This window comes from Nocardia alni (genome assembly GCF_019038435.1).
Classification (GTDB): domain Bacteria; phylum Actinomycetota; class Actinomycetes; order Mycobacteriales; family Mycobacteriaceae; genus Nocardia; species Nocardia alni.
In genome coordinates this window covers 20765-39773 of sequence record NZ_JAGPOX010000034.1, presented here as the reverse complement: position 1 = coordinate 39773, position 19009 = coordinate 20765, and the positions used below count along the sequence as shown (strand labels likewise).

Genomic DNA, 19009 nt, shown 5'->3' with positions numbered 1-19009 from the left:
GAGGATCGGTCGAGCATTGCAGTCCGGCCTCACACGCCATCGGTGTCACATGTCCGGATCTGCACCGACATTCGGGACGGTATACGACGCGCCCCGTGGAGTGGCCAGAGCCGTGATTTCGTGAGGTGATCGCGGATCGTGCCTCGACCGCACAGGCAAGATCGTCATCCGCACCGCCGATTGATCCATGACCAGGCGTGCGCCCCGCTCAGGCGGGGCAGGTCAGGTCGTTACTCAGATGCGGCAAGGTCGGCTGCGACGGGGACGGGAAGGGGGTGCGGAAGGTGAAAGCGTAGTCGGTCGGACCGTGTTCGCGCAGGTGGGTGATGTGCTGCTCGGCCTCGGCCACGGTCGGCACATGGCCCGCGGGCACCCACCACAGTGCCTGGTAGGCCTGGGTCATCGAGACGAACCACTCGCGGCGTTGTCGCATGATCCGCACGTGATCACTGCTGTAAGCGAAGTCGGCCAGTGCCTCCAGTGACGTCCACACGCTCATGTTGATCAGCAGCCGGTCGTCGTCGAGGACCTGAATCGCTGTCGCGTCGCCGTCCTCTGTCTGCAACCGCCACACGAAACCCGGTGCGGCGTCAGCCAACGCGTTGATTTCGTCGAGCGCGCCGACGAAGCCGGCGAGCCGGTCGGAGGTCAGGGGTTCGAGGGGGAGAGCGATGTTCGCGTGAACGGAGCGTAGCGGAGTGAACCATAGGCACAGGGCGCCTCGCGCCCGACGGAGCCGAGCGCCAGCGAGGTGCAGTCGGGGGTGAGATGATGGCCGAGCATGACGCGATGCTACCGAAAATGAGTAGATCTTCTCAGAAATGGTGAAACGCCTCGGGCGACGCCAGTTGCCCGGACGACCGCGCGGTAGTCGATACTGGGCGCATGCGCGAAGATCAGATCGAGACTGCCACCGCGCCACTGCGGGACGATATCCGGTTCCTGGGCGCGATCCTGGGGGAGACGGTTCGCGACTGTGAGGGTCCGGAGGTGTTCGACCTCGTCGAACGGGTGCGGGTCGAGGCGTTCCGGGTGCGCCGATCGGAGGTGGAACGCAGTGCGGTCGCGGATATGCTGCGCGACACCGATATTCGCACGGCGCTCCCGCTGATCCGGGCGTTCAGCTATTTCCTGCTGCTGGCGAATCTGAGCGAGGATCTGCAGCGCGACCGCCGCCGGGCGGTGCACATCGCGGCGGGGGAGCCGCCGCAGGAGTCCAGCCTCGCCGCGACGTACCGCAAACTCGACGCCGCGCGCCCGGACGGCGCGCTGGTCGCCGACCTGCTGGACGACGCGCTGATGTCGCCGGTCATCACCGCGCACCCCACCGAGACCCGCCGCCGCACCGTCTTCGACGTGCAGTCCCGCATCACGGAGCTGATGCGCCGCCGCCAGCGCTATACCGAGTCCGAACCGGAGTACGCGCGGATCGAGGTCGAACTGCGCCGTCAGATCCTCACCCTGTGGCGCACCGCGCTGATCCGCCTCGCCCGGCTGCGGATTCAGGACGAGATCGAGGTGGGCCTGCGTTACTACGAGCTGACCCTGCTGGAGGTGATCCCCCGGATCAACGCCGACGTGCGTACCGCGCTGCGTGCCCGCTGGCCGGAGTATCCGCTGCTGGAGCGGCCTATTCTGCGCCCCGGCTCATGGATCGGCGGCGACCGCGACGGCAATCCGAACGTCACCGGCGAGGTCGTGCAGCGTGCCACCCATCGCGCGGGCGCGGTCGCCTTCGGCCACTATCTGAGCGAACTGGTCGGGCTGGAGAAGACGCTGTCGCTGTCCGTACGCCTGGTGACCGTCTCGGACGACCTCGAGCGCCTGGCCGTGACCGGATTCGACGATTCACCACAGCGCACCGACGAACCGTATCGACGTGCGATTCACGGCATCCGCGCACGCCTCACCGCGACGGCCCAGCGAGCGCTGGGGAAGATACCCGTCGACGGCGTCGATCTGGGCGCGGTCGGATCCGGCGGTTCGAGTGCCGACGCACAGCCGGCCGACAACTCTTCCGGCACGACGCCTCTCGATGCCGCGCGCCGACGCGTGGAACCGTACGACACCGCGCAGGAGCTGCTGCACGACCTGGCCGTCGTGGACGCGTCCCTGCGGGCCTCCGGCGACGCGCTGCTCGCCGACGACAGGCTGGCCGCCCTGCGCGGTGCGGTCGAGACGTTCGGCTTCCACCTCCAGGGCCTGGACATGCGCCAGAATTCCGAGGTACACGAGCAGGTGGTCGCCGAACTGCTGGCCTGGTCGGGCGTCCACCCCGACTACGCGAGCCTGCCCGAACCCCAGCGGATCGAACTGCTGGCCGCCGAACTCGGCACTCGCCGCCCGCTGCTGGGTCCCGGCGCGCACCTGAGTGACCTGGCCGTCAAGGAACTGGGCGTCCTGCGCGCGGCCAAGTCCGCCCTGGACCACTTGGGCCCGGACACCGTGCCCAACTACATCATCAGCATGTGCACCTCGGTCAGTGATCTGCTGGAGGCCGCGCTGCTGCTGAAGGAGTCCGGCATCCTCGACCCGGGCGACGCGCGGACCCCGCCGTACAGCCCGGCCGGTGTGGTGCCGCTGTTCGAGACGATCGAGGATCTGCGCAACGGCGCGCAGACCCTGCTCGCCGCGCTCGAGGTGCCCGCTTATCACCGCCTGGTCGCCGCGCGCGGCATGCGGCAGGAGGTGATGCTCGGCTACTCCGACTCCAACAAGGACGGCGGCTATCTGGCGGCCAACTGGGCGTTGTACCGCGCCGAACTGGATCTGGTGGACGCCGCGCGCAAGACCGGAATCCGCTTGCGGCTGTTCCACGGTCGCGGCGGCACGGTGGGCCGCGGCGGCGGCCGCAGCTACGACGCGATCCTGGCGCAGCCCGCGGGCGCGGTGCGCGGCGCGCTGCGGCTGACCGAACAGGGCGAGGTCATCTCCACCAAATACGCCGAACCGGGCACCGCGTACCGCAACCTGGAGGCGTTGGTCGCGGGCACCCTCGAATCGACGCTGCTGGACGTGGAGGGCCTGGGCGCCGATGCCGAACCGGCCTACGAGCTGTTCGACGAACTGGCCGAACTCGCGCGACAGGCCTACGCGCGCCTGGTGCACGAAACGCCCGGCTTCGTCGAATACTTCCGCTCCTCGACCCCGATCGCCGAGGTCGGAGACCTGAACCTGGGCAGCCGCCCCGCCTCGCGCAAGCCGACCAGCTCCGTGAACGACCTGCGCGCCATCCCCTGGGTGATGGCCTGGAGCCAATCCCGGGTGATGCTGCCCGGCTGGTACGGCACCGGCGCGGCGATCGAGCAGTGGGCCGGGGACGATCCGGCCAGGATGGCCGTGCTGTCGGACCTGTACCGGCGCTGGCCGTTCTTCCGGACGGTCATGTCGAACCTCGCGCAGGTGCTGGCGAAGGCCGATCTGGACATCGCCGCCCGCTACGCCGAACTCGTCGAGGACGAAACGTTGCGGGACACCATCTTCGGCATGATCCGTGACGAGCACGACCGCACCGTGCGCATGCACGCCGCGGTCACCGGCAGCGATCATCTCCTGGCCGACAACCCGGCCCTGGCGGAGTCCATCCGCAACCGCTTCCCCTACCTCGAACCACTCAACCAGATGCAGATCGAACTGCTGCGCCGCCGCCGCGCCGGTGACGATTCCGAACTCGTCGAACGCGGAATCCTGCTGACGATGAACGGTTTGGCGACGGCACTGCGCAACTCGGGATAACCGGCGAGCCCGCGGTTATGCGGGGAGGTTCAACACAGCCGGTCGTCGGCGACGCGGACGATCGTCAGGATCTGCGGCCGCCGAAGGTGCACCAGGGTCGGCGCATGGGTCCGGCTGTGGATCCCGCGAGGCCTGTGCGGTCTTCCTCGCTCGGCGCTGGAGGAGGTCCGATCGAGGACGTCGTGGCGCTCAGAGCTGGGAGGCTCCGCCGTCGACGGCGAGTTCTGAGCCCGTGGTGTAGGTGGCGTCGAAGGCCAGGTATGCCACGGCCTCGGCGAGTTCCCGTGGTCGGCCGAATCGCTGCATGGGGTTGTTCGCGCGCATGGTCGCCTTGGTTTGTTCGGCGGCCTCCGGGCCTAGGGTGTGGGCGAGGATGTCGGTATCGATGGGGCCGGGGCTCACGGCGTTGACCCGGATATCGTGGGGCAGCAGCTCGCGGGCGAGTGAACGGGTCAGCGAGCGCAGGGCCGCCTTGCTGGCCGAGTAGGCGCTGATCATGGGCTGGCCCTTGATGTTCACGATCGAGGTGGTGAGGACCACCGCGCCGCCCGCCCGGATCAGCGGGGCCATCCGCTGCACGGTGAAGTACGGGCCCTTGGTGTTGACCGTGAACACCTCGTCGTAGGTCGCCTCGTCCATATCCTCGAAGGGGCGGAAGCGGGTGATTCCGGCGTTGGCGAACAGCACGTCCAGGGCGCCGAACTCATTTCGTACCCGCTCGGCCAGCGCATCGATATCGGTGAGTACGGTCGCGTCGCTGCGCACCGCGACCGCGGCCGGGCCCAGCGCCTCGGCGGCCGCGTCGAGCGTGGTCTTGTTCCGGCCGGTGACCATGACCCGGGCGCCCCGGTCGATCAGCAGTTCGGCGGTGACCAGGCCGATTCCGCTGGTTCCGCCGGTGATCAGCACTGTCTTCCCGTCGTAGCGTCCCATGACGGCCGTCCCTTCCTGTCGCGCGAGCGTCGTTGTCGCCGGATTATGTTGCGACGGTGGCGAATACGTCCGAGCCGCGTACCGAGAGGCGCTGCGGCCGGTGTCTCCACCCTGCGGTCGGCGGATGTGCCGCGTCCAATGAATGTTTCGCAGCGGCCGATACGTTCGCCGTATCGGCGCAGATCAGGGTGCTGATTTCAGCGCGTCTACCCTGGAGAGGTGCCCGAATCGGACGTGTCGTCTGTGGATCTCGATCTGCGCCTCGTGTACTGCTTCATCGTGGTCGCCGAGCACGGTCATTTCGGCCGCGCCGCCGAGGTGCTGCACACCACGCAGCCGTCCCTGAGCAGGCAGATTCGCCGGCTCGAGCTGCACGTCGGCGTGCGCTTGCTGGACCGTACCGCGCACGGCGCCCGGTTGACCGCGGCAGGGGAGGCGTACCTGCCGTTGGCCGTGGATCTGCTACGCGCGGCCTCGCGGGCGACGGCGACCGCCCGGGCCGCAGCGCAGCCGCATCGCGTCGTCATCGGGTACACCACCGGAGTCGTCGTCACCCCTGCGGTACGCGAGTTGCGCCACCGATTTCCGGACGCCGAGGTCGAGACCCTGCATCTGGCCTGGAACGAACCGCACACCGCGCTGCTGGATCATCGGGTGGATGTGGTGGTCGCCCGTTTACCCTTTCCCGCAGACGGTCTGACCGTGTCCGTGCTGTACGACGAACCTCGTGTCGTGGTGATGCCGGTGGACCACCGGCTGGCGGGCAAGGAGTCGATCACGCTGGACGATATCGCCGACGAGCCCGTGGCCCGCGTGCGGCGATCCGATCCGCTCTGGGGTGCGTTCTGGCGCATCGACCCGCGCCCGGACGGACGTCCCGCGCCGATGGGTCCCGTGGTCGAGGCAGTCGAGGACAAATACGAGATCATCGCCGCCGGACAGGGTGTGGCGATCGTTCCTGCGGGCGACCCCATCAGCGCCGTGCGCGAGGATCTGACGTCGGTTCCGCTCGAGGGAGTGGAACCCGGGCATGTCGCGCTGGCCGCCCGGCGCGGTGACCGCAACCCGCTCGTCGTGGCCTTCGGAGCCATCGTCCCGGCCCATCTCACCGGACCGAAGTCATAGATCGCCGATGACGGCTCAGGCCGAGTCGTCGGTGAGGTCGGTGATGAATAGGTAGCCCGGTGTGTGAGTGAGCGCCTGCGGTGGCCGCGATGCCATGATCACCGCCTGCCGGGTGACACCGCAGGCCCAGAAGACCGGCACCTCGTCGCTGTCCGGTTCGATCGGATCGCCGATGTCGGGCAGGGACAGATCGCCGACTCCGAGGGCCGCGGGATCGCCGATGTGCAACGGCGCCCGTGCGCGATCGGCGGGTAGGAAATTGCCTACGCTTGACCAGTAGGAAATTTCCTACCTATAGTGAGGGTATGGCGCAGCGACTCGAATACTCCGGGATCGACCAGGTGTTCGCGGCGTTGGCCAATCCGACGCGGCGGCAGATTCTCGATCTGCTGCTCGGTGGTGAGCGGACGGTGCAGTCCATCGCCGAGCGGTTCGCGATGGCCCGTCCGAGCGTCTCCGAACATCTGCGGGTGTTGCGAGACTGCGGTCTGGTCGGGGAGGACAAGCGCGGCCGCTTTCGCTACTACCGCGTCGAACCTCAGCCGCTACACGACTTGCAGTCCTGGCTGAGCCCGTTCGAACGGTACTGGCGCGAGCGTCTGCATGCCCTGGGCGAGGTGCTCGACGCGATGCCGGACGACCGTGCCAGCGACGAAACACACCACGACAGAACGGAATCCGAATCATGAGCGACATCGGCACGATCGAACTCGACCATTTCTATCCGCATCCACCGGAGAAGGTATGGGGTGCGCTCACCACCCCCCGGTTGATGGCGCTCTGGATGATGGAGCCCGTCGGCTTCGAGCCGGTGGTGGGCAACGTCTTCGAGATGAAGACGCGCCCCATGCCCGGCCAGGACTTCTCCGGCCACATCCGCGGCGAGGTGCTCGAGGTCGCCGCCCCCGAACTGCTCCGCATGACCTGGAACGACGCTCGAGCCGATGCGCCGACGGGATGGGTGATCAGCTGGCGCCTCCGACCGGAGGGGAACGGCACCCGAATCCTGTTCAGCCACAGCGGTTTCGATCCCGACAACGTCCTGATGCAGCGCGTTCGCTCCATCATGAGCCCGGGTTGGGCAGGGATGCACGGCCAGCTGGAAAAGGTGCTCGCCGAAGCGGTGTGAGCTTCTGCTCGGTCGCGGGTCACCAGGTCGGCGACGCGTGCCGGCCCGCTGGTGCCGTGTAGTCCGCGAACCATCGAGCCGCGGCCACAACTCCCTTGGAGTCCAGCACGGTCCGCAGAGCTGGCAGCTCGTGCACGCAATGCTCGGTGAGCAACGACAGCAACTGACTCGGCCCCGACGGAAAGGTCGGCGCGAGTGCTGCCGCGAACCGCCACACGAACTGTTCGTGTGCGCCGGCCAGCGCCGGAAGGTCGTCGGCGAAGGTGTTCCAGTCGACGTCGTTGGCGATGCGGATGAGCAGCGACAGTTCCGTATCCAGGGCTGTCAGCAGGATGTTCTGGGACCCCAAGGCGCTGTCGAGCAGATGCAGAGGTAGCTGGGACCGTTCGGCCAGCAGCACGGCCTCGTACAGATCCCTGCCCAGCGGGTTGGACCTGCTGTAGTCCTCCACCGGTTCGTTGTACTCCGGTTCGTCTTCGATCGGCTCGGGAATGCGGTCGGCGTCGGCGGCCAGGCGAGCGATTTTCCAGGCGAGCGATTGCCGCTGACTCGCGGCTGGTAGTACCAGCGGTGTGCCGGGAAAGCTCACGCGCGGAATCGGAGTCGGTACCGGCGGATCGTACAGTGTTGTGTCGTAGCAGAAATCCAGGTTGATTGTGCCCGTGTGCCCACGGCCCTGCCATGAGAACAATAGCCGGTCACCGGATGCCCCGCGGTCGTAATAGGATTCGCCGATGTCCGTATAATCGCAGCGCAATCGGTCGATCACGACCGTGCTGTCCGGCTTTCGGGATATCGCTGCGGCGTCGGCCAGGATATCGTCGAATATGTGGCCGAGTGTCGGTTCTTCCGGGGCTTGCCACAGCTCGAAGCGCACGGCGAACTCCAGACCGCCGGACTGCGACGCCCACTCGCAGAACCATGCCCGCATCAGCGCATCGCCGCCGAACAGCACCAGCCGCGGCGACCACGGTGACTGCGCGATCGCGGTCAGGATGTGATCAATGGCCTCACACCGGGCTGCGAACCAGCCGGCACCGTCTTCCGGATCGGTGAAATACCAGGGTAGGCCCGTCACGACACCACCTCTGCCGCGAAACAGCCAGTACCGAAATCGAACTCGATCGTTCTCACTCGCTCATCGAAGCAGAGACCACCGACAACCTCGCTCGGATTTCTCCGCGCACTCATCGCGCGGATCGCCGAACTTCCGGAGGCTCAGGTCTGCCGCCACTGTGACGGAACATTGTGTGGCCGAACCGATCTCGGCTACTCTGGTCGCCAGATCAGGACAGGGAGATTGGTACGATATCCGCCACGATGCGATGGATCGAGCCGTTCGGGATGTCGAAGGTTTCGGTGATCGCGACGGTGACCAAGCGTTGTCCGGCGATGCCCGAGTCCAGGCGGTAACGCGCGGTCACGATGGGTCCGGCCTCGCTCATGTGGACGTCGTAGATGCGCTGGACGAGTTGGTACTGCGGGCCGGTGTCCAGGTCGTGGGTGAGTTGCGGGCCGGAATAGCCGGTTTGGATCCCGGCCTCGACTCGCGTGCAATCGGGTGCGAAGGGCACGTCGCTCGCGTCGTGGCTGATCAGCGCGTCGAGGTAGGCCATGGCGATATCCTCGCGTGGATCGTGCGGAGCCAAGGTGGCAGGGGCGGCTGCCGCTCGGCCCGCGCTCAGGGCAGCCATCGTGGCCAGGGCGACAACTGTAACCTGTTTCAATTTCATGCCGCGATCGTAGGAGATCACGGCGCGCCGCGGCGGGCGAATGCGCGAGCTGCTCGGAGGGATACGCCTCAGCCCTCGCTCACCTCGACCCCGTGCCAGAACGCGACGTAGTTCTTGATGTTCTCCGCGGCGGCCAGCGGCTCCGGGTAGTACCAGGCCGCGTCGGCGTTCGCAGTCCCGTCGACCGCGACGGTGTAATAGCTGGCTTTACCCTTCCAGCCGCACATGGTGTGGGTGTCGGAGCCTTCGAAGTACTGCCGATCGATCGATTCGGGCGGGAAGTAGTGGTTGCCCTCGACGATGATCGTGTCGTCACTGCGAGCCAGTTCCCGCCCGTTCCATGTTGCGATGGTCATGAAAGCCATTCTGCCCTGAGCCGCGCCTCATGCCCACGTGTGTTGTGCCCGGCCGGGGCTGTTGACAGTCGGCCTCGGCTGAGCACGCGACCCGTAGATGTTTCCGGTGCTGATTCACGCAGGACGTGCCCAGCGGCATGAATGGGCTATACGTCGGCCTCGGCGACCGTGAAGACGCGCTCGGCCGTGCGATGGCTGATCGCCGCTCGCTGATCGTCGGTCAGCGGTGTTTCCCGCAGGAAGGCCATCGCGGCAACCGGGTCCTCGTACGGAGCGTCGATCGCGAACATGATCGCGTCCGCGCCGACCGCGCGCAGGGCCAGTTCGAGCACGTCCGGATCGTCGATGCCGCTCGTGGTGATCACGAAATTGCGCCGGAAGTATTCGCTCGGCGTCAGGGCCAAACGCGGCATCGACATGGCCGCCCCGCCCGTCCGGGCCGTGAACGCGTGCCGGTTGTCGATCCGCCGCAGCCAGTACGGGATGCCTTCGCCGAGGTGCCCGAGCACGATGGTCAGCCCGGGGTACCTGTCCAGGGTTCCGCTGAGGATCAGCCGCATCGCGTGCAGTCCGGCCTCTGCCTGGTAACCCCACATCGCGAAGGGCATACCGTACTCGCGGTAGGCGGCCAGCATGCTCGGCGCCCGCGGGTGCAGGTAGATAGGCGCCCGATTCGCCTCGGCCGCGGCCAGCAGCGGCGCGAATTCCGGCTCGTCGAGATATCGCCCGCCGGTGTGCGAGTTGATCATGATGCCGTGGAGGCCGAGCGGGCCCATCGCCCGCTCGACCTCGGCGGCCGCGGCGACGGGATCCTGCGGCGCCACCGTCGCCAGCCCGCCGAACCGGCCCGGGCGCCGGCGCACGATCGCGGCGAGCGCGTCGTTGAACTCCCGCGCCAGCGGTACCGCGTCGGCCGCCGGATAGGGCTGTACCCCAGGCGGATTCAGGCTGAGCACCGCCATGTCCTGTCCGAGCGCGTCCATCTCCCGCAGCCGGGCGTCGAGATCGACGAGCCGAGTGCGCAGATCCGGGGAATTCTCCACCGTCCGCATGAGACCCATCTCGGTCTCGTCGCCGGGTACGACGTCCAGGCCGTGCGCGATGCGGAGAAACGCCTCGGTGGCTATGTGTTCCTCTACCGCTATGACCCGCGTGCCATCTCGATTCGGCATATCGGGCGATGGTGCGGTACGACGCGAGACTTGTTGCGATGCTGTCGATTCGGATGTGGCGGCTGCCTCGTTGGCGCTCGGCGCCGTCACGAGCCGGGTCGCGCGACTGCGCATTTCTCGTCCACTCATGCCCGCCGCCCACCGTCGACCGACAACGCGATCCCGGTGACGTAGGACGCCGCCTCCGAGCACAACCAGACCGCAGCCGCGGCGGCTTCCTCCGGTGTGGCGAGCCGGCCCAGCGGTGTGATCGCCGCCTGCCGGGCGATCATGTCGGTGCCCTCGGCGACCTGCTCGAACCCGGGTGTCAGGGTGGGGCCCGGGCATACGGCGTTGACCCGGATGTCGTCCGGCGCGTAGTCGACCGCGGCGACCTTGGTGAGCCCGACGATGCCGTGCTTGGCGGCCACGTAGGCGGGGGCGGTCGGGATCGCGTACAGGCCGCCGTTGGAGGCGATGTTGACGATCGCGCCGCCGCTCGTCATCAGGGGCAGCTCGTACTTCATGCACAGGAAGGTCCCGGCCAGGTTGACCCGGACCACGCGCTCGAACTCGTCCAGGCTCATGTTGTCCAGCCGCCGGTGGTGCGAGGCCAGTCCGGCGTTGTTCACGGCGAAATCGAGGCCGCCATAGGCGGCGACCGTACTCTCGACGGCCGCCCGCACGGAGTCCTCGTCCGCGATGTCGACGCTGACGGCCAGGGCGTCTCCGCCCTCCTTCTCGATCAGCGCGGTGGTCTCGGCCGCCGCGTTCTCATCGATGTCGAGCACCGCGACCCGGGCGCCCTCCCGGGCGAACGCCAGTGCTGTCGCCCGGCCGATCCCGCTACCGGCGCCGGTGACCAGTCCCGCCCCGCTCCTGCCCGTGTCCGCTGCTCGCTCGCTGCGCTCGGCTGTGCCGACTGGTCGCTCGCTCATGCCAGTGGCTCGTGGTTCGCCCAGGCGACCTTGTACGGATGCCGCGCCTGCCAGCGGTCGATGACCTCGTGCATTCCGGGCTCGACGAACGCCTTCGTCAGCGTGTCGATATCGGCCACGCCGATCTGCACGATCGCGGTCGCGATGAGCGCCGGAATGGCCTCTTCGCCGGGGATGGGGATATGGCGCCGGGTGACGACGGACTGGATGAGACCCGAGTCGAGCATGACCTGTTCGATATCCATGAGGTATTGGTTGAGCTCGGCGTCGGGCAGCGGCTGATCGAAGGAAACGATCATCGTATGGTTGATCATGTAGTAATTTTCGGGCGCATATGCCGCCGGTGTCCAAGACCGATTCGATCTTCGGCGATAACCTGGAGGCATGATTGAACTGGAGACCCGGGAGCTCGAGTACTTCATCGCTGTGGCCGACGAGCTGCATTTCGGCCGGGCCGCGGTGCAGCTTTCGATCGCGCAGCCCGCTTTGTCGAAGGCGATCCGCCGGATCGAGACTCGGCTGGGAGTCCCGTTGTTCGTCCGCTCCAGCCGGCACGTCGAACTCACCCCGGCGGGGGAGGCACTGCAAGAGCACGGGCGGCATGCGCTCAACGCCGTCAGTGCCGCGGTTCGCAGCGCCCAGCGTGCCGGCGACGCACGAGCCCCGTTGCGGTTCGTGCTCAAGCCCGGTGGCGACGCTGGGCTGCTGTCCGGAATCCTCGCCGAGTACTCCCGCCAGCCCGATGCCCGCCAGGTGGACATCCTGTTCAGCGGCCCCACGGACCGCACCGATTTTCTGCGCGACGGCCGGGCAGACGTCGGCCTGCTCTATGCGCCGTTCGATGATCTCGACGGCTTGGCCCACGAGACGCTGTACACCGAGGATCGTGTGGTCATAGTGCCGTCCGTCCATCGGCTCGCCGGGCAGGATGCGGTGCGAATGTTCGATCTGGAGGGCGAGACCCTCCCGCTGTGGAAGGGGATCCCCGGCGCTGACAACTCAGGTCCGGAGGTCGCCGACGTGGTCCAGATGTTCCACATGATCGCGGTGGGCAGAATGATCGCGGTCCTGCCGCGCTCCCTGGTCGAACAGCTCCCACCCGGCCTGATCTGCATCCCGGTCACCGACGCCCCGCCCAGCCACCTCGTACTCGCCTGGAACGAGCAGGACTGCCGCCCTCTGGTCGCCTCATTTGCCGCCGCCGCACTGACGTCATCCGCGGCCAACCGAGCCCAGTCCGAACCCACTGAGCAAACCGTATGAGCATCGCTGAGCAAACCGTATGGGCACTGAGCACAGGATCGAGGATGCTCAGTGCCCATACGGTTTGCTCAGTGCCGGCCGACTTGGCGTTCGGTCGGCCCGATACGGGGTCGACCCTGCGAAACACAGCGCCGGCCGGTTCGCGCAGTGCCCGGAGGGGACGGGACGCGCGGACGCCGACCGGCGCTCGGGGTGATCACCATGTGTGCTGATCACCGCGGTGGAGCTGGGCCGGATTCCGGACGGCCCAGCGTCTGTGGGGCTTACCGCCGCACGGCGGCAAGCCGGTACTACCGACTCATCGTTCTCAACTGTGATTACGGCCCGGGCTGATACCGCACCGATAGACCGACTGAATGTCACGTTCGCCGGTCCGCTCAGTGGCCCGGCGAGACCGAACCTGATGTCCGTCCGATTCACCCCTGCGGAATCGCGATACTCCCACTCGATCCTCCCCTACTGCCCCGCTCCCAACCACCCAGATCGCTCGACCCATATCGGTCGGCTCATCGATCTGAGTGGCCCTGCTCTCCAAGCTAACTCATCGATCCGAGCAAGCTCATCCTTTTCGCGACCTCGACCCCATTCTCAGCCGACCCATCCACCCGGTCGGCCGAGCCACCCGAGGAAGAACTCAGCTCGCGTAAGCGCGCAGCCGATCGGCCCGCTCACCCTTGCGCAGTTTCGACATGACCTCACGCTCGATCTGCCGCACTCGCTCCCGGGACAGCCCGAACAGCTTGCCGATCTGATCCAGCGTGCGGGGCTGACCGTCGTCCAAGCCGAAGCGCAGGCGGATGACCTGCTGCTCCCGCTCGTCCAGGGTGGCCAGCACGCTGCGGACGTCGTTGTGCATGATTCCGGCGATGACGGCGCTCTCGGCGGAGGTGGCCTCGGAGTCCTCGATGAAATCGCCGAGGGGGGCCTCCTCGTCGCTACCGACGGGCATGTCCAGGCTTACCGGGTCGCGGCTGTGGTCCAGCAGGTCGGCGATCTTCTCGACCGCGATGCCGGACTCGCGGGCCAGCTCCTCGTCGGTGGCCTCGCGGCCGAGCTGCTGGTGCAGTTCGCGCTTGATCCGGGCCAGCTTGTTGACCTGCTCGACCAGGTGCACGGGCAGCCGGATGGTGCGGCTCTGATCGGCCATGCCGCGGGTGATGGCCTGGCGGATCCACCAGGTGGCGTACGTGGAGAACTTGAAGCCCTTGGAGTAGTCGAACTTCTCCATCGCGCGGATCAGACCCAGGTTGCCCTCCTGGATTAGGTCCAGCAGCGGCATGCCGCGGCCGGTGTACCGTTTGGCGAGGGAGACGACCAGGCGCAGGTTGGCCTCGAGCAGATGCGAGCGGGCAGCCTGACCGTCGCGCACGAGGATCGCGAGATCTCGCTTGCGGGTCGCGGCTAGACGCTTGCTGGTCTCCAACAGGTTCTGGGCGTAGAGGCCCGCCTCGATGCGCTTGGCCAGCTCGACCTCGTCGGCGGCCGTGAGCAGCGCCGTCTTGCCTATGCCGTTCAGGTACACACGTACCAGGTCGGCGGCGGGGCTCTGGGTGTCGAGGTCCTCGCTCGTGCGCACTCCAGTGGTGGCGGGGCTTGTCATGACTTGCCTCCTGTCGGTGGTGTCTCACTCCGAACAACGGACCCGACAGTGGGAAAGTTCCCCGCCACCGCGGCAATAAACCGTGTTGAGCTGCGGCTATCGCCCTACCCATCTGAGAAGTTCCTAAGAAGCAGCTCGTCCGGGAACGCCTGCCGTATCCGTTCTCCACTCGTGATCCGGGACGGACCGAATCGTGATCACCGGCCCGGTGCAGAGGAGTACCAGGACTAGGCGGGGCGAATCAGTCCGTGACGAATCAGATCGGTCACGACAGTCAGTGCGGCGGCGCGGAATTCGGGTGTCGCCTCCGCGTCGGTGTGGCCGACTGCGAGCAGTTCGACCAGTTCGTTCAACGGCAGACCGTCCTGGCGCATTCCCGCTAGCAGCGCGGCAGTGATGTCGTCCACCTCGTGTTGCCAGCGCGGACCGTCGCCGCGATGCAGGCGCGCGACCTGCTGCGTCCACCCCTGCTCGCCGGGCAGGTAGACCCGTTCCAGCGCGGTCGCGGCCTCCACGGCGAACGGCGCGGACCAGGCCAGACCCGGATCCGAGGCCACCGTACGCAGCCAGGCCGAGCGGTCGAAATAGGCGCTGGCCTCCGCGCCGAGCGGATCGTCGAAGGCGTGCGTGAGGTCCTCGGCGAGCAGTTCGGTGGGTCCGTCGATCGCGCGCAGGTAGACGAAGCCGAAGCCGATGCCCTCGACCTCGGCGGCGTCGAACGCGGCCAGCCACGCCTCGGCGCGTTCCTGTGCCGCGGGGTCGCGCGGATCCAGTCCGGCATCGCGCAGCCAGGTGCCCACGTAGAGGGCCGGATCGGCGATATCGCGCTGCACGATCCAGGCGTCCACCCCGTGATCGGGCAGCCACGAGGACACCCGAGCCTGCCAGTCCTGTCCGTCGACATGCACCCAGGAGGCCAGCATGGTCGCCAGGCCGCCGGGTTTCAGCAGCGCCGGGGCCTGGGAGACGACCAGTTCGCTCGCGCCGTCCAGGGCCAGGCCCGAATCACGGTAGGTGTGCTCGACCCGCGCGGGACCGACCACGAACGGGGGATTGGCCACCACGCGATCGAAGCGCCGCCCCGCGACGGGCTCGAACCAGGAGCCCTCGAGCAGTTCGATGTCCAGCTCGTTCAGCGCGGCGGTGGCCTGCGCGAGCCACAGCGCCCGTGCGCTGACATCGGTGCCGGTGACCGCGCGGGCGTATCCGGCCGCGTGCACCGCCTGCACGCCGCAGCCGGTGCCCAGATCCAGCACCGAATCGACCGGCGCGGTCGGGGTAGCGCGCAGCAGCGACAGCGAGGCCTGGCCGACGCCCAGCACGTGTTCGGCGGTCAGGGTGCGCCGCTGGAGCGAATCATCGAGGTCCGAGATCACCCAGCGGGTGCCGCCGCCCAGGTCCAGCGGGCGCAGATCCAGGGCGGCGCGAATCCGGTCGCCGTCGCGCTCCAGCAGTCCGGCCGCGACCGCGCGATCGAGGTCCAGCGGTGCGAGCGCGGCGGCCACCGCACTCTCGGGTTCGGGATCGCCGAGCAGCAGCAGCCGCACCAGCGTGCCCAGCTCGCCCGCATCGCGGACCGCGCGCCGTACCGGCACCGGTTCGGAGCGGCCCAGCGCGGTGTGCGCGTCGTCACCGAGCACCGCGAGCAGGGTGTCGGCGTCGTACCGCGCGCGGGTCAGCGCGGCGCGCAGGTCGGGGGCGAGCGCGGCCAGCGGCGAGACAACGGCCGTCGAGTTCGTCATGGATCCGAACTTTGCCAGGGGACGTAGCCGGGATATGGCAGCGGGGCCTACTCGACGGACAGCTCCAGCGGTGAGCTCTCCGGCGTGCCGACCCCCGCGGGTGGCTGCGACATCAACTGCAGGTCGCGCTCCTGGCTCCAGGCGTAGTTGCGCAGGGTGGTGAACTGGGCCACGAAATGGTCGCGCCAGGTCGAATTGCTGAAATTCATCGCGGTGTTGACCTGCTGCCAGCCGGTGGTGGAGAAGTTCACCGACCCCTCCCAGCACTGCGGCCCGCCGCTCGCGTCGACCGCGAAACCCTTGGTATGACAGATATACGCACTGCCCGCGGTGCTGGTGCCGATGGTGACCTCCACCCCGGCGTCGACAAGCTGTGACAGCAGCGGCTTCTCGCTGCGGCCGATGGACTGTGAATGGTCCAGATACAGATGCAGCCGGACACCGTTGTTGTGTGCGGTGATCAACTCGTCGGTGGCGTCCTGGAGGGTGAAGGTGTAGGCGATGATCCAGGTCTCACCTGGGCCCGCGACCAGTTGCAGGAAGCGCTGTTTCGCGGCGTCGTGATCGTCGGGCATCAGATAGCACGTCAGGGAACTATCGATAACGAAGGACATGTGCGCACGGTACCCATGCCGGGCGGACGACACGCGAGCTTCGGCACGACCCCTACCCGCCCAATTTCGACAAGTAACTTAAACAGATAACTTTGACAAGTTGCTTGTTGAATTCTAGGGTGGCCGTCATGCAGGCACACCTCCCGGCTCAGCAGTCCGCGCTGACGGCGCAGCGCCTCGACGACGCGATCAAGCGATTGCGCAACCGACTGCGCGCCGAATCCGGGATGCATTCGACCGGTCTGACCCTCACCCAGGTCTCCGTGCTGCTCACGGTGATCCAGCAGGGCCCGGTGACCGCGGCCAGGCTCGCCGCGCTCGAACATGTCACTCCACAGGCGGTCGCACAGACCCTGACCGTGCTGAAGGAGGCCGGGCTGGTGCGCGCCGAACCCGATCCACAGGACGGCCGCAAGAAGCTGATCAGTGCCGATCGGTCCGCGATCGCGCTGATCGGCACGGTGCAGGCGGATCGCGCCTCGTATCTCACCCGGGCGATCGACAGGCTCATCGCCCCCGAGGAACTGGGCGACCTGGACAAGACCATCGAGCTGCTCGAACGACTGGCCGCAGGAGAAGTAGACGGTCCCACCAGATGACTTCGGTCGTGACCTTGCGTGAACCGATGCGCGAACCCTTCGCGTGGACGTTCACCGCCCCGCTCTATGTCGGCTCCAGCCTCAATCCGATCAACAGCTCCCTGATCGCGACGGCGCTCGTGCCGATCGCGTCGAGTCTACACGTCCCCGTCGGCAGCACGTCGGTGCTGGTCTCCGCGCTGTATCTGGCCAGCGCCATCGCCCAGCCCACCGCGGGCAAACTGGCCGAGGTGATCGGCCCGCGCCGTGTCTTCCTCGGCGGCATCCTGCTGGTGCTGCTCGGCGGCGTCGTCGGCGGCCTCGCGCACGGTCTGCCGCTGCTGATCGCCGCCCGTGTGCTGATCGGCGCCGGAACCTCCTCGGCGTTCCCCTCGGCGATGGTGCTGGTGCGCCGCCGCGCGACCGACGCCGGACTGGCCGCACCGCCCGGCACAGTGCTGGGCGGCCTGGCGATCGCGGGTATGGCCACCGCGGCCGTCGGTCCGCCGATCGGTGGTGTGCTGGTCGGCGCGGCGGGCTGGCGCTGGGCCTTCCTGATCAACCTGCCCGCCGCCGCCATCGCGCTGGTGATGGCCGTGCGCTGGGTGCCGCGGGATCCGGTGCGCGAACGCGAGGGATGGCGGGTGCTGGCCGCCCGGATCGACCTGCTGGGCATCCTCGGCTGCGCCGCGTTCATGACCTCGCTGATCATCTTCCTGATGGGGCTGCCGCACCTGGACTGGATCGCGCTCGCGGTCTTCGTCGTGCTCGCCGTGCCGACGGTGTGGTGGGAGCTGCGCACCGAGCAGCCGTTCATCGACCTGCGCGGTCTGGCCGCGAACGGCGCGCTCACTCGCACCTATCTGCGCCAGGGCCTGACCCTGATCGGGGTCTACACGGTGATGTTCGGCGTGACCGAGTGGATCGAGGCCGGTCGCGGCGTCTCCACCGAGATGGCCGGGCTGTTGCTGTTGCCGATGGGCGCGGTGTCCGCGCTGCTGTCGTTCCCGCTGTCCCGCCGCAATCTGGTGCGCGGCCCGCTGATCGTCTCGGCGGTGAGCATGCTGCTCGGTTCGGCCGGCATCATGCTGCTCGGCGCGCACAGCCCGATCCTCGCGATCGTGCTGGTGTCGTTGATCTTCGGCGTCACCGCCGCGACCACCACGGTCGGCAACCAGACCGCCCTGTACCTGGAGGCCTCGCCCGAGCAGATCGGCACGGCCTCCGGATTGTTCCGGACCTTCGGATATCTCGGAACGATCGTCTCGGCCGTGATCGGCAGCCTCGCGTTCCGCGGCGGCGTCGACGACGGCGGCCTGCACACCCTCGGCCTCGTGCTCGTCGCGGCGGGCGTGGTGGTGCTGCTGCTCACGGTCCTGGACCGCAAGCTCGGAAACCGAGAGAGAAATCGGCGAGACTCGCCGGATCATGAAATACAACAAGGAGATTCACCCGTGAGTACCCCCGCCATCCCGGCGATCGACCCCAAGCAGACCGCTCTGTTGGCGATGGACTTCCAGCAGGGAATCCTGTCCCGCTTCGAGGACTCCGACGCCCTGCTGGAGCGAGTCGGCGGCGCCATCGCCGATATGCGCGCCGCCGGCGGCACCGTCGGCTACGTCCGCGTCGCCTTCACCGAGGACGACTGGTCGGCCGTGCCGGATACCAACAAGACCTTCTCCCAGGTGGCAGCGGGGAAGCTGATGCACCACGAGGAGGACGCCACCCAGATCGACGGCCGGATCGCGCCGCAGGACGGTGATGTCGTCGTGCGCAAGATCCGCTTCGGCGGGATCTCCACCACCGACCTGCACGAGCAGTTGCGCGATCGCGGGATCGACACCGTGGTGTTGTCCGGGGTGAGCACCAGCGGCGTGGTGCTGTCGACGCTGATCGATGCCGCCGACCGGGACTATCGGGTGTTCGTGCTGGCCGACGCGGTCGCGGATACGGATTCGCAGGCGCACGAGACGTTGGTGAACAATGTGTTCCCGTCCCGGGCGCACGTCATCGATACCGCGAAGCTGCGGGAGATGCTGTCCGCCTGACGGATCGGCGGTATCCGAATCCAGCACGAGTGTCGATGAGGGACACGATGTTTCGGATTGCCGC

General features: G+C 67.6%; 19 protein-coding genes. 7 read left to right on the top strand and 12 right to left on the bottom strand.

The window, feature by feature from the left end; all coding sequences use genetic code 11:
* Positions 1-208: 208 nt before the first annotated feature.
* Positions 209-922, bottom strand: a complete 714-nt coding sequence (locus tag JZ791_RS15630; protein WP_308162940.1) for a DUF3291 domain-containing protein — start codon at positions 920-922, stop codon at positions 209-211.
* Here JZ791_RS15630 and ppc point away from each other — a divergent pair.
* Positions 886-3735 (top strand): phosphoenolpyruvate carboxylase, encoded by a 2850-nt coding sequence (gene ppc, locus JZ791_RS15625; RefSeq protein WP_216895455.1) that lies wholly within the window; start codon positions 886-888, stop codon positions 3733-3735. The two genes, JZ791_RS15630 and ppc, sit on opposite strands and share 37 nt — an antisense overlap.
* Positions 3736-3924: 189 nt before the next feature.
* Here the strand turns inward: ppc and JZ791_RS15620 are convergent, their stop codons facing one another.
* Positions 3925-4668, bottom strand: coding sequence for a glucose 1-dehydrogenase (locus JZ791_RS15620; protein WP_216895453.1), 744 nt, complete (start codon positions 4666-4668; stop codon positions 3925-3927).
* 219 nt (positions 4669-4887) lie between these two features.
* On the opposite strand from JZ791_RS15620, the gene JZ791_RS15615 reads away from it, so the two are divergent.
* Positions 4888-5793, top strand: a complete 906-nt coding sequence (locus JZ791_RS15615; RefSeq protein ID WP_216895451.1) for a LysR family transcriptional regulator — start codon at positions 4888-4890, stop codon at positions 5791-5793.
* Between the two features lie 15 nt (positions 5794-5808).
* Here JZ791_RS15615 and JZ791_RS15610 read toward each other — a convergent pair whose 3' ends face one another.
* Positions 5809-6021, bottom strand: coding sequence for a D-glutamate cyclase family protein (locus JZ791_RS15610; RefSeq protein WP_254205766.1), 213 nt, complete (start codon positions 6019-6021; stop codon positions 5809-5811).
* 77 nt (positions 6022-6098) lie between these two features.
* Here JZ791_RS15610 and JZ791_RS15605 point away from each other — a divergent pair, with 77 nt between their 5' ends.
* Positions 6099-6482: an ArsR/SmtB family transcription factor gene (locus JZ791_RS15605; protein ID WP_216895449.1), complete on the top strand. Its 384-nt coding sequence runs from the start codon at positions 6099-6101 to the stop codon at positions 6480-6482.
* A complete protein-coding gene (locus JZ791_RS15600) occupies positions 6479-6922 on the top strand; it encodes an SRPBCC family protein (protein ID WP_254205765.1) in 444 nt (147 codons plus the stop codon). Before JZ791_RS15605 ends, JZ791_RS15600 begins: the two co-directional genes overlap by 4 nt.
* A gap of 19 nt (positions 6923-6941) precedes the next feature.
* Here the strand turns inward: JZ791_RS15600 and JZ791_RS15595 are convergent, their stop codons facing one another.
* The 6 genes from JZ791_RS15595 to JZ791_RS15570 all read right to left on the bottom strand — a co-directional run bounded on the left by JZ791_RS15595 (position 6942) and on the right by JZ791_RS15570 (position 11414).
* A complete protein-coding gene (locus JZ791_RS15595) occupies positions 6942-8000 on the bottom strand; it encodes a hypothetical protein (RefSeq protein WP_216895447.1) in 1059 nt (352 codons plus the stop codon).
* A gap of 208 nt (positions 8001-8208) precedes the next feature.
* Positions 8209-8655, bottom strand: coding sequence for a DUF8021 domain-containing protein (locus JZ791_RS15590; RefSeq protein WP_216895445.1), 447 nt, complete (start codon positions 8653-8655; stop codon positions 8209-8211).
* Positions 8656-8723: 68 nt separating this feature from the next.
* Positions 8724-9011, bottom strand: coding sequence for a DUF427 domain-containing protein (locus JZ791_RS15585; protein WP_216895443.1), 288 nt, complete (start codon positions 9009-9011; stop codon positions 8724-8726).
* A 146-nt stretch (positions 9012-9157) separates the two neighbouring features.
* Positions 9158-10183 carry an amidohydrolase family protein gene (locus tag JZ791_RS15580; protein ID WP_216895442.1) on the bottom strand — a complete coding sequence of 342 codons (1026 nt, stop codon included), beginning with the start codon at positions 10181-10183 and terminating at the stop codon, positions 9158-9160.
* A 125-nt stretch (positions 10184-10308) separates the two neighbouring features.
* On the bottom strand, positions 10309-11100 hold the full coding sequence (locus JZ791_RS15575) for an SDR family NAD(P)-dependent oxidoreductase (RefSeq protein ID WP_216895440.1): 792 nt from the start codon (positions 11098-11100) through the stop codon (positions 10309-10311).
* Complete coding sequence (locus JZ791_RS15570; protein ID WP_216895438.1) at positions 11097-11414, bottom strand: hypothetical protein; 318 nt, start codon at positions 11412-11414, stop codon at positions 11097-11099. Before JZ791_RS15570 ends, JZ791_RS15575 begins: the two co-directional genes overlap by 4 nt.
* 70 nt (positions 11415-11484) lie before the next feature.
* Here JZ791_RS15570 and JZ791_RS15565 point away from each other — a divergent pair, with 70 nt between their 5' ends.
* Positions 11485-12363: a LysR family transcriptional regulator gene (locus tag JZ791_RS15565; RefSeq protein WP_216895436.1), complete on the top strand. Its 879-nt coding sequence runs from the start codon at positions 11485-11487 to the stop codon at positions 12361-12363.
* Positions 12364-12997: 634 nt separating this feature from the next.
* On the opposite strand, the gene JZ791_RS15560 is transcribed toward JZ791_RS15565, so the two are convergent.
* From JZ791_RS15560 to JZ791_RS15550, 3 genes are all read right to left on the bottom strand, one after another.
* Entirely contained in the window at positions 12998-13963 is a 966-nt protein-coding gene (locus JZ791_RS15560; protein WP_216895434.1) for a sigma-70 family RNA polymerase sigma factor, read from the bottom strand.
* 227 nt (positions 13964-14190) lie between these two features.
* Positions 14191-15705 carry a DUF7782 domain-containing protein gene (locus JZ791_RS15555; RefSeq protein WP_216895432.1) on the bottom strand — a complete coding sequence of 505 codons (1515 nt, stop codon included), beginning with the start codon at positions 15703-15705 and terminating at the stop codon, positions 14191-14193.
* Positions 15706-15752: 47 nt separating this feature from the next.
* Positions 15753-16319, bottom strand: a complete 567-nt coding sequence (locus tag JZ791_RS15550) for a phospholipase D-like domain-containing protein (protein ID WP_216895430.1) — start codon at positions 16317-16319, stop codon at positions 15753-15755.
* Positions 16320-16447: 128 nt separating this feature from the next.
* Here JZ791_RS15550 and JZ791_RS15545 point away from each other — a divergent pair, with 128 nt between their 5' ends.
* Both JZ791_RS15545 and JZ791_RS15540 read left to right on the top strand, forming a co-directional pair.
* Positions 16448-16918, top strand: a complete 471-nt coding sequence (locus tag JZ791_RS15545; RefSeq protein ID WP_216895428.1) for a MarR family winged helix-turn-helix transcriptional regulator — start codon at positions 16448-16450, stop codon at positions 16916-16918.
* On the top strand, positions 16915-18945 hold the full coding sequence (locus tag JZ791_RS15540; protein ID WP_216895426.1) for an MFS transporter: 2031 nt from the start codon (positions 16915-16917) through the stop codon (positions 18943-18945). The genes JZ791_RS15545 and JZ791_RS15540 overlap by 4 nt, the downstream gene beginning before the upstream one ends.
* Positions 18946-19009 lie beyond the last annotated feature (64 nt).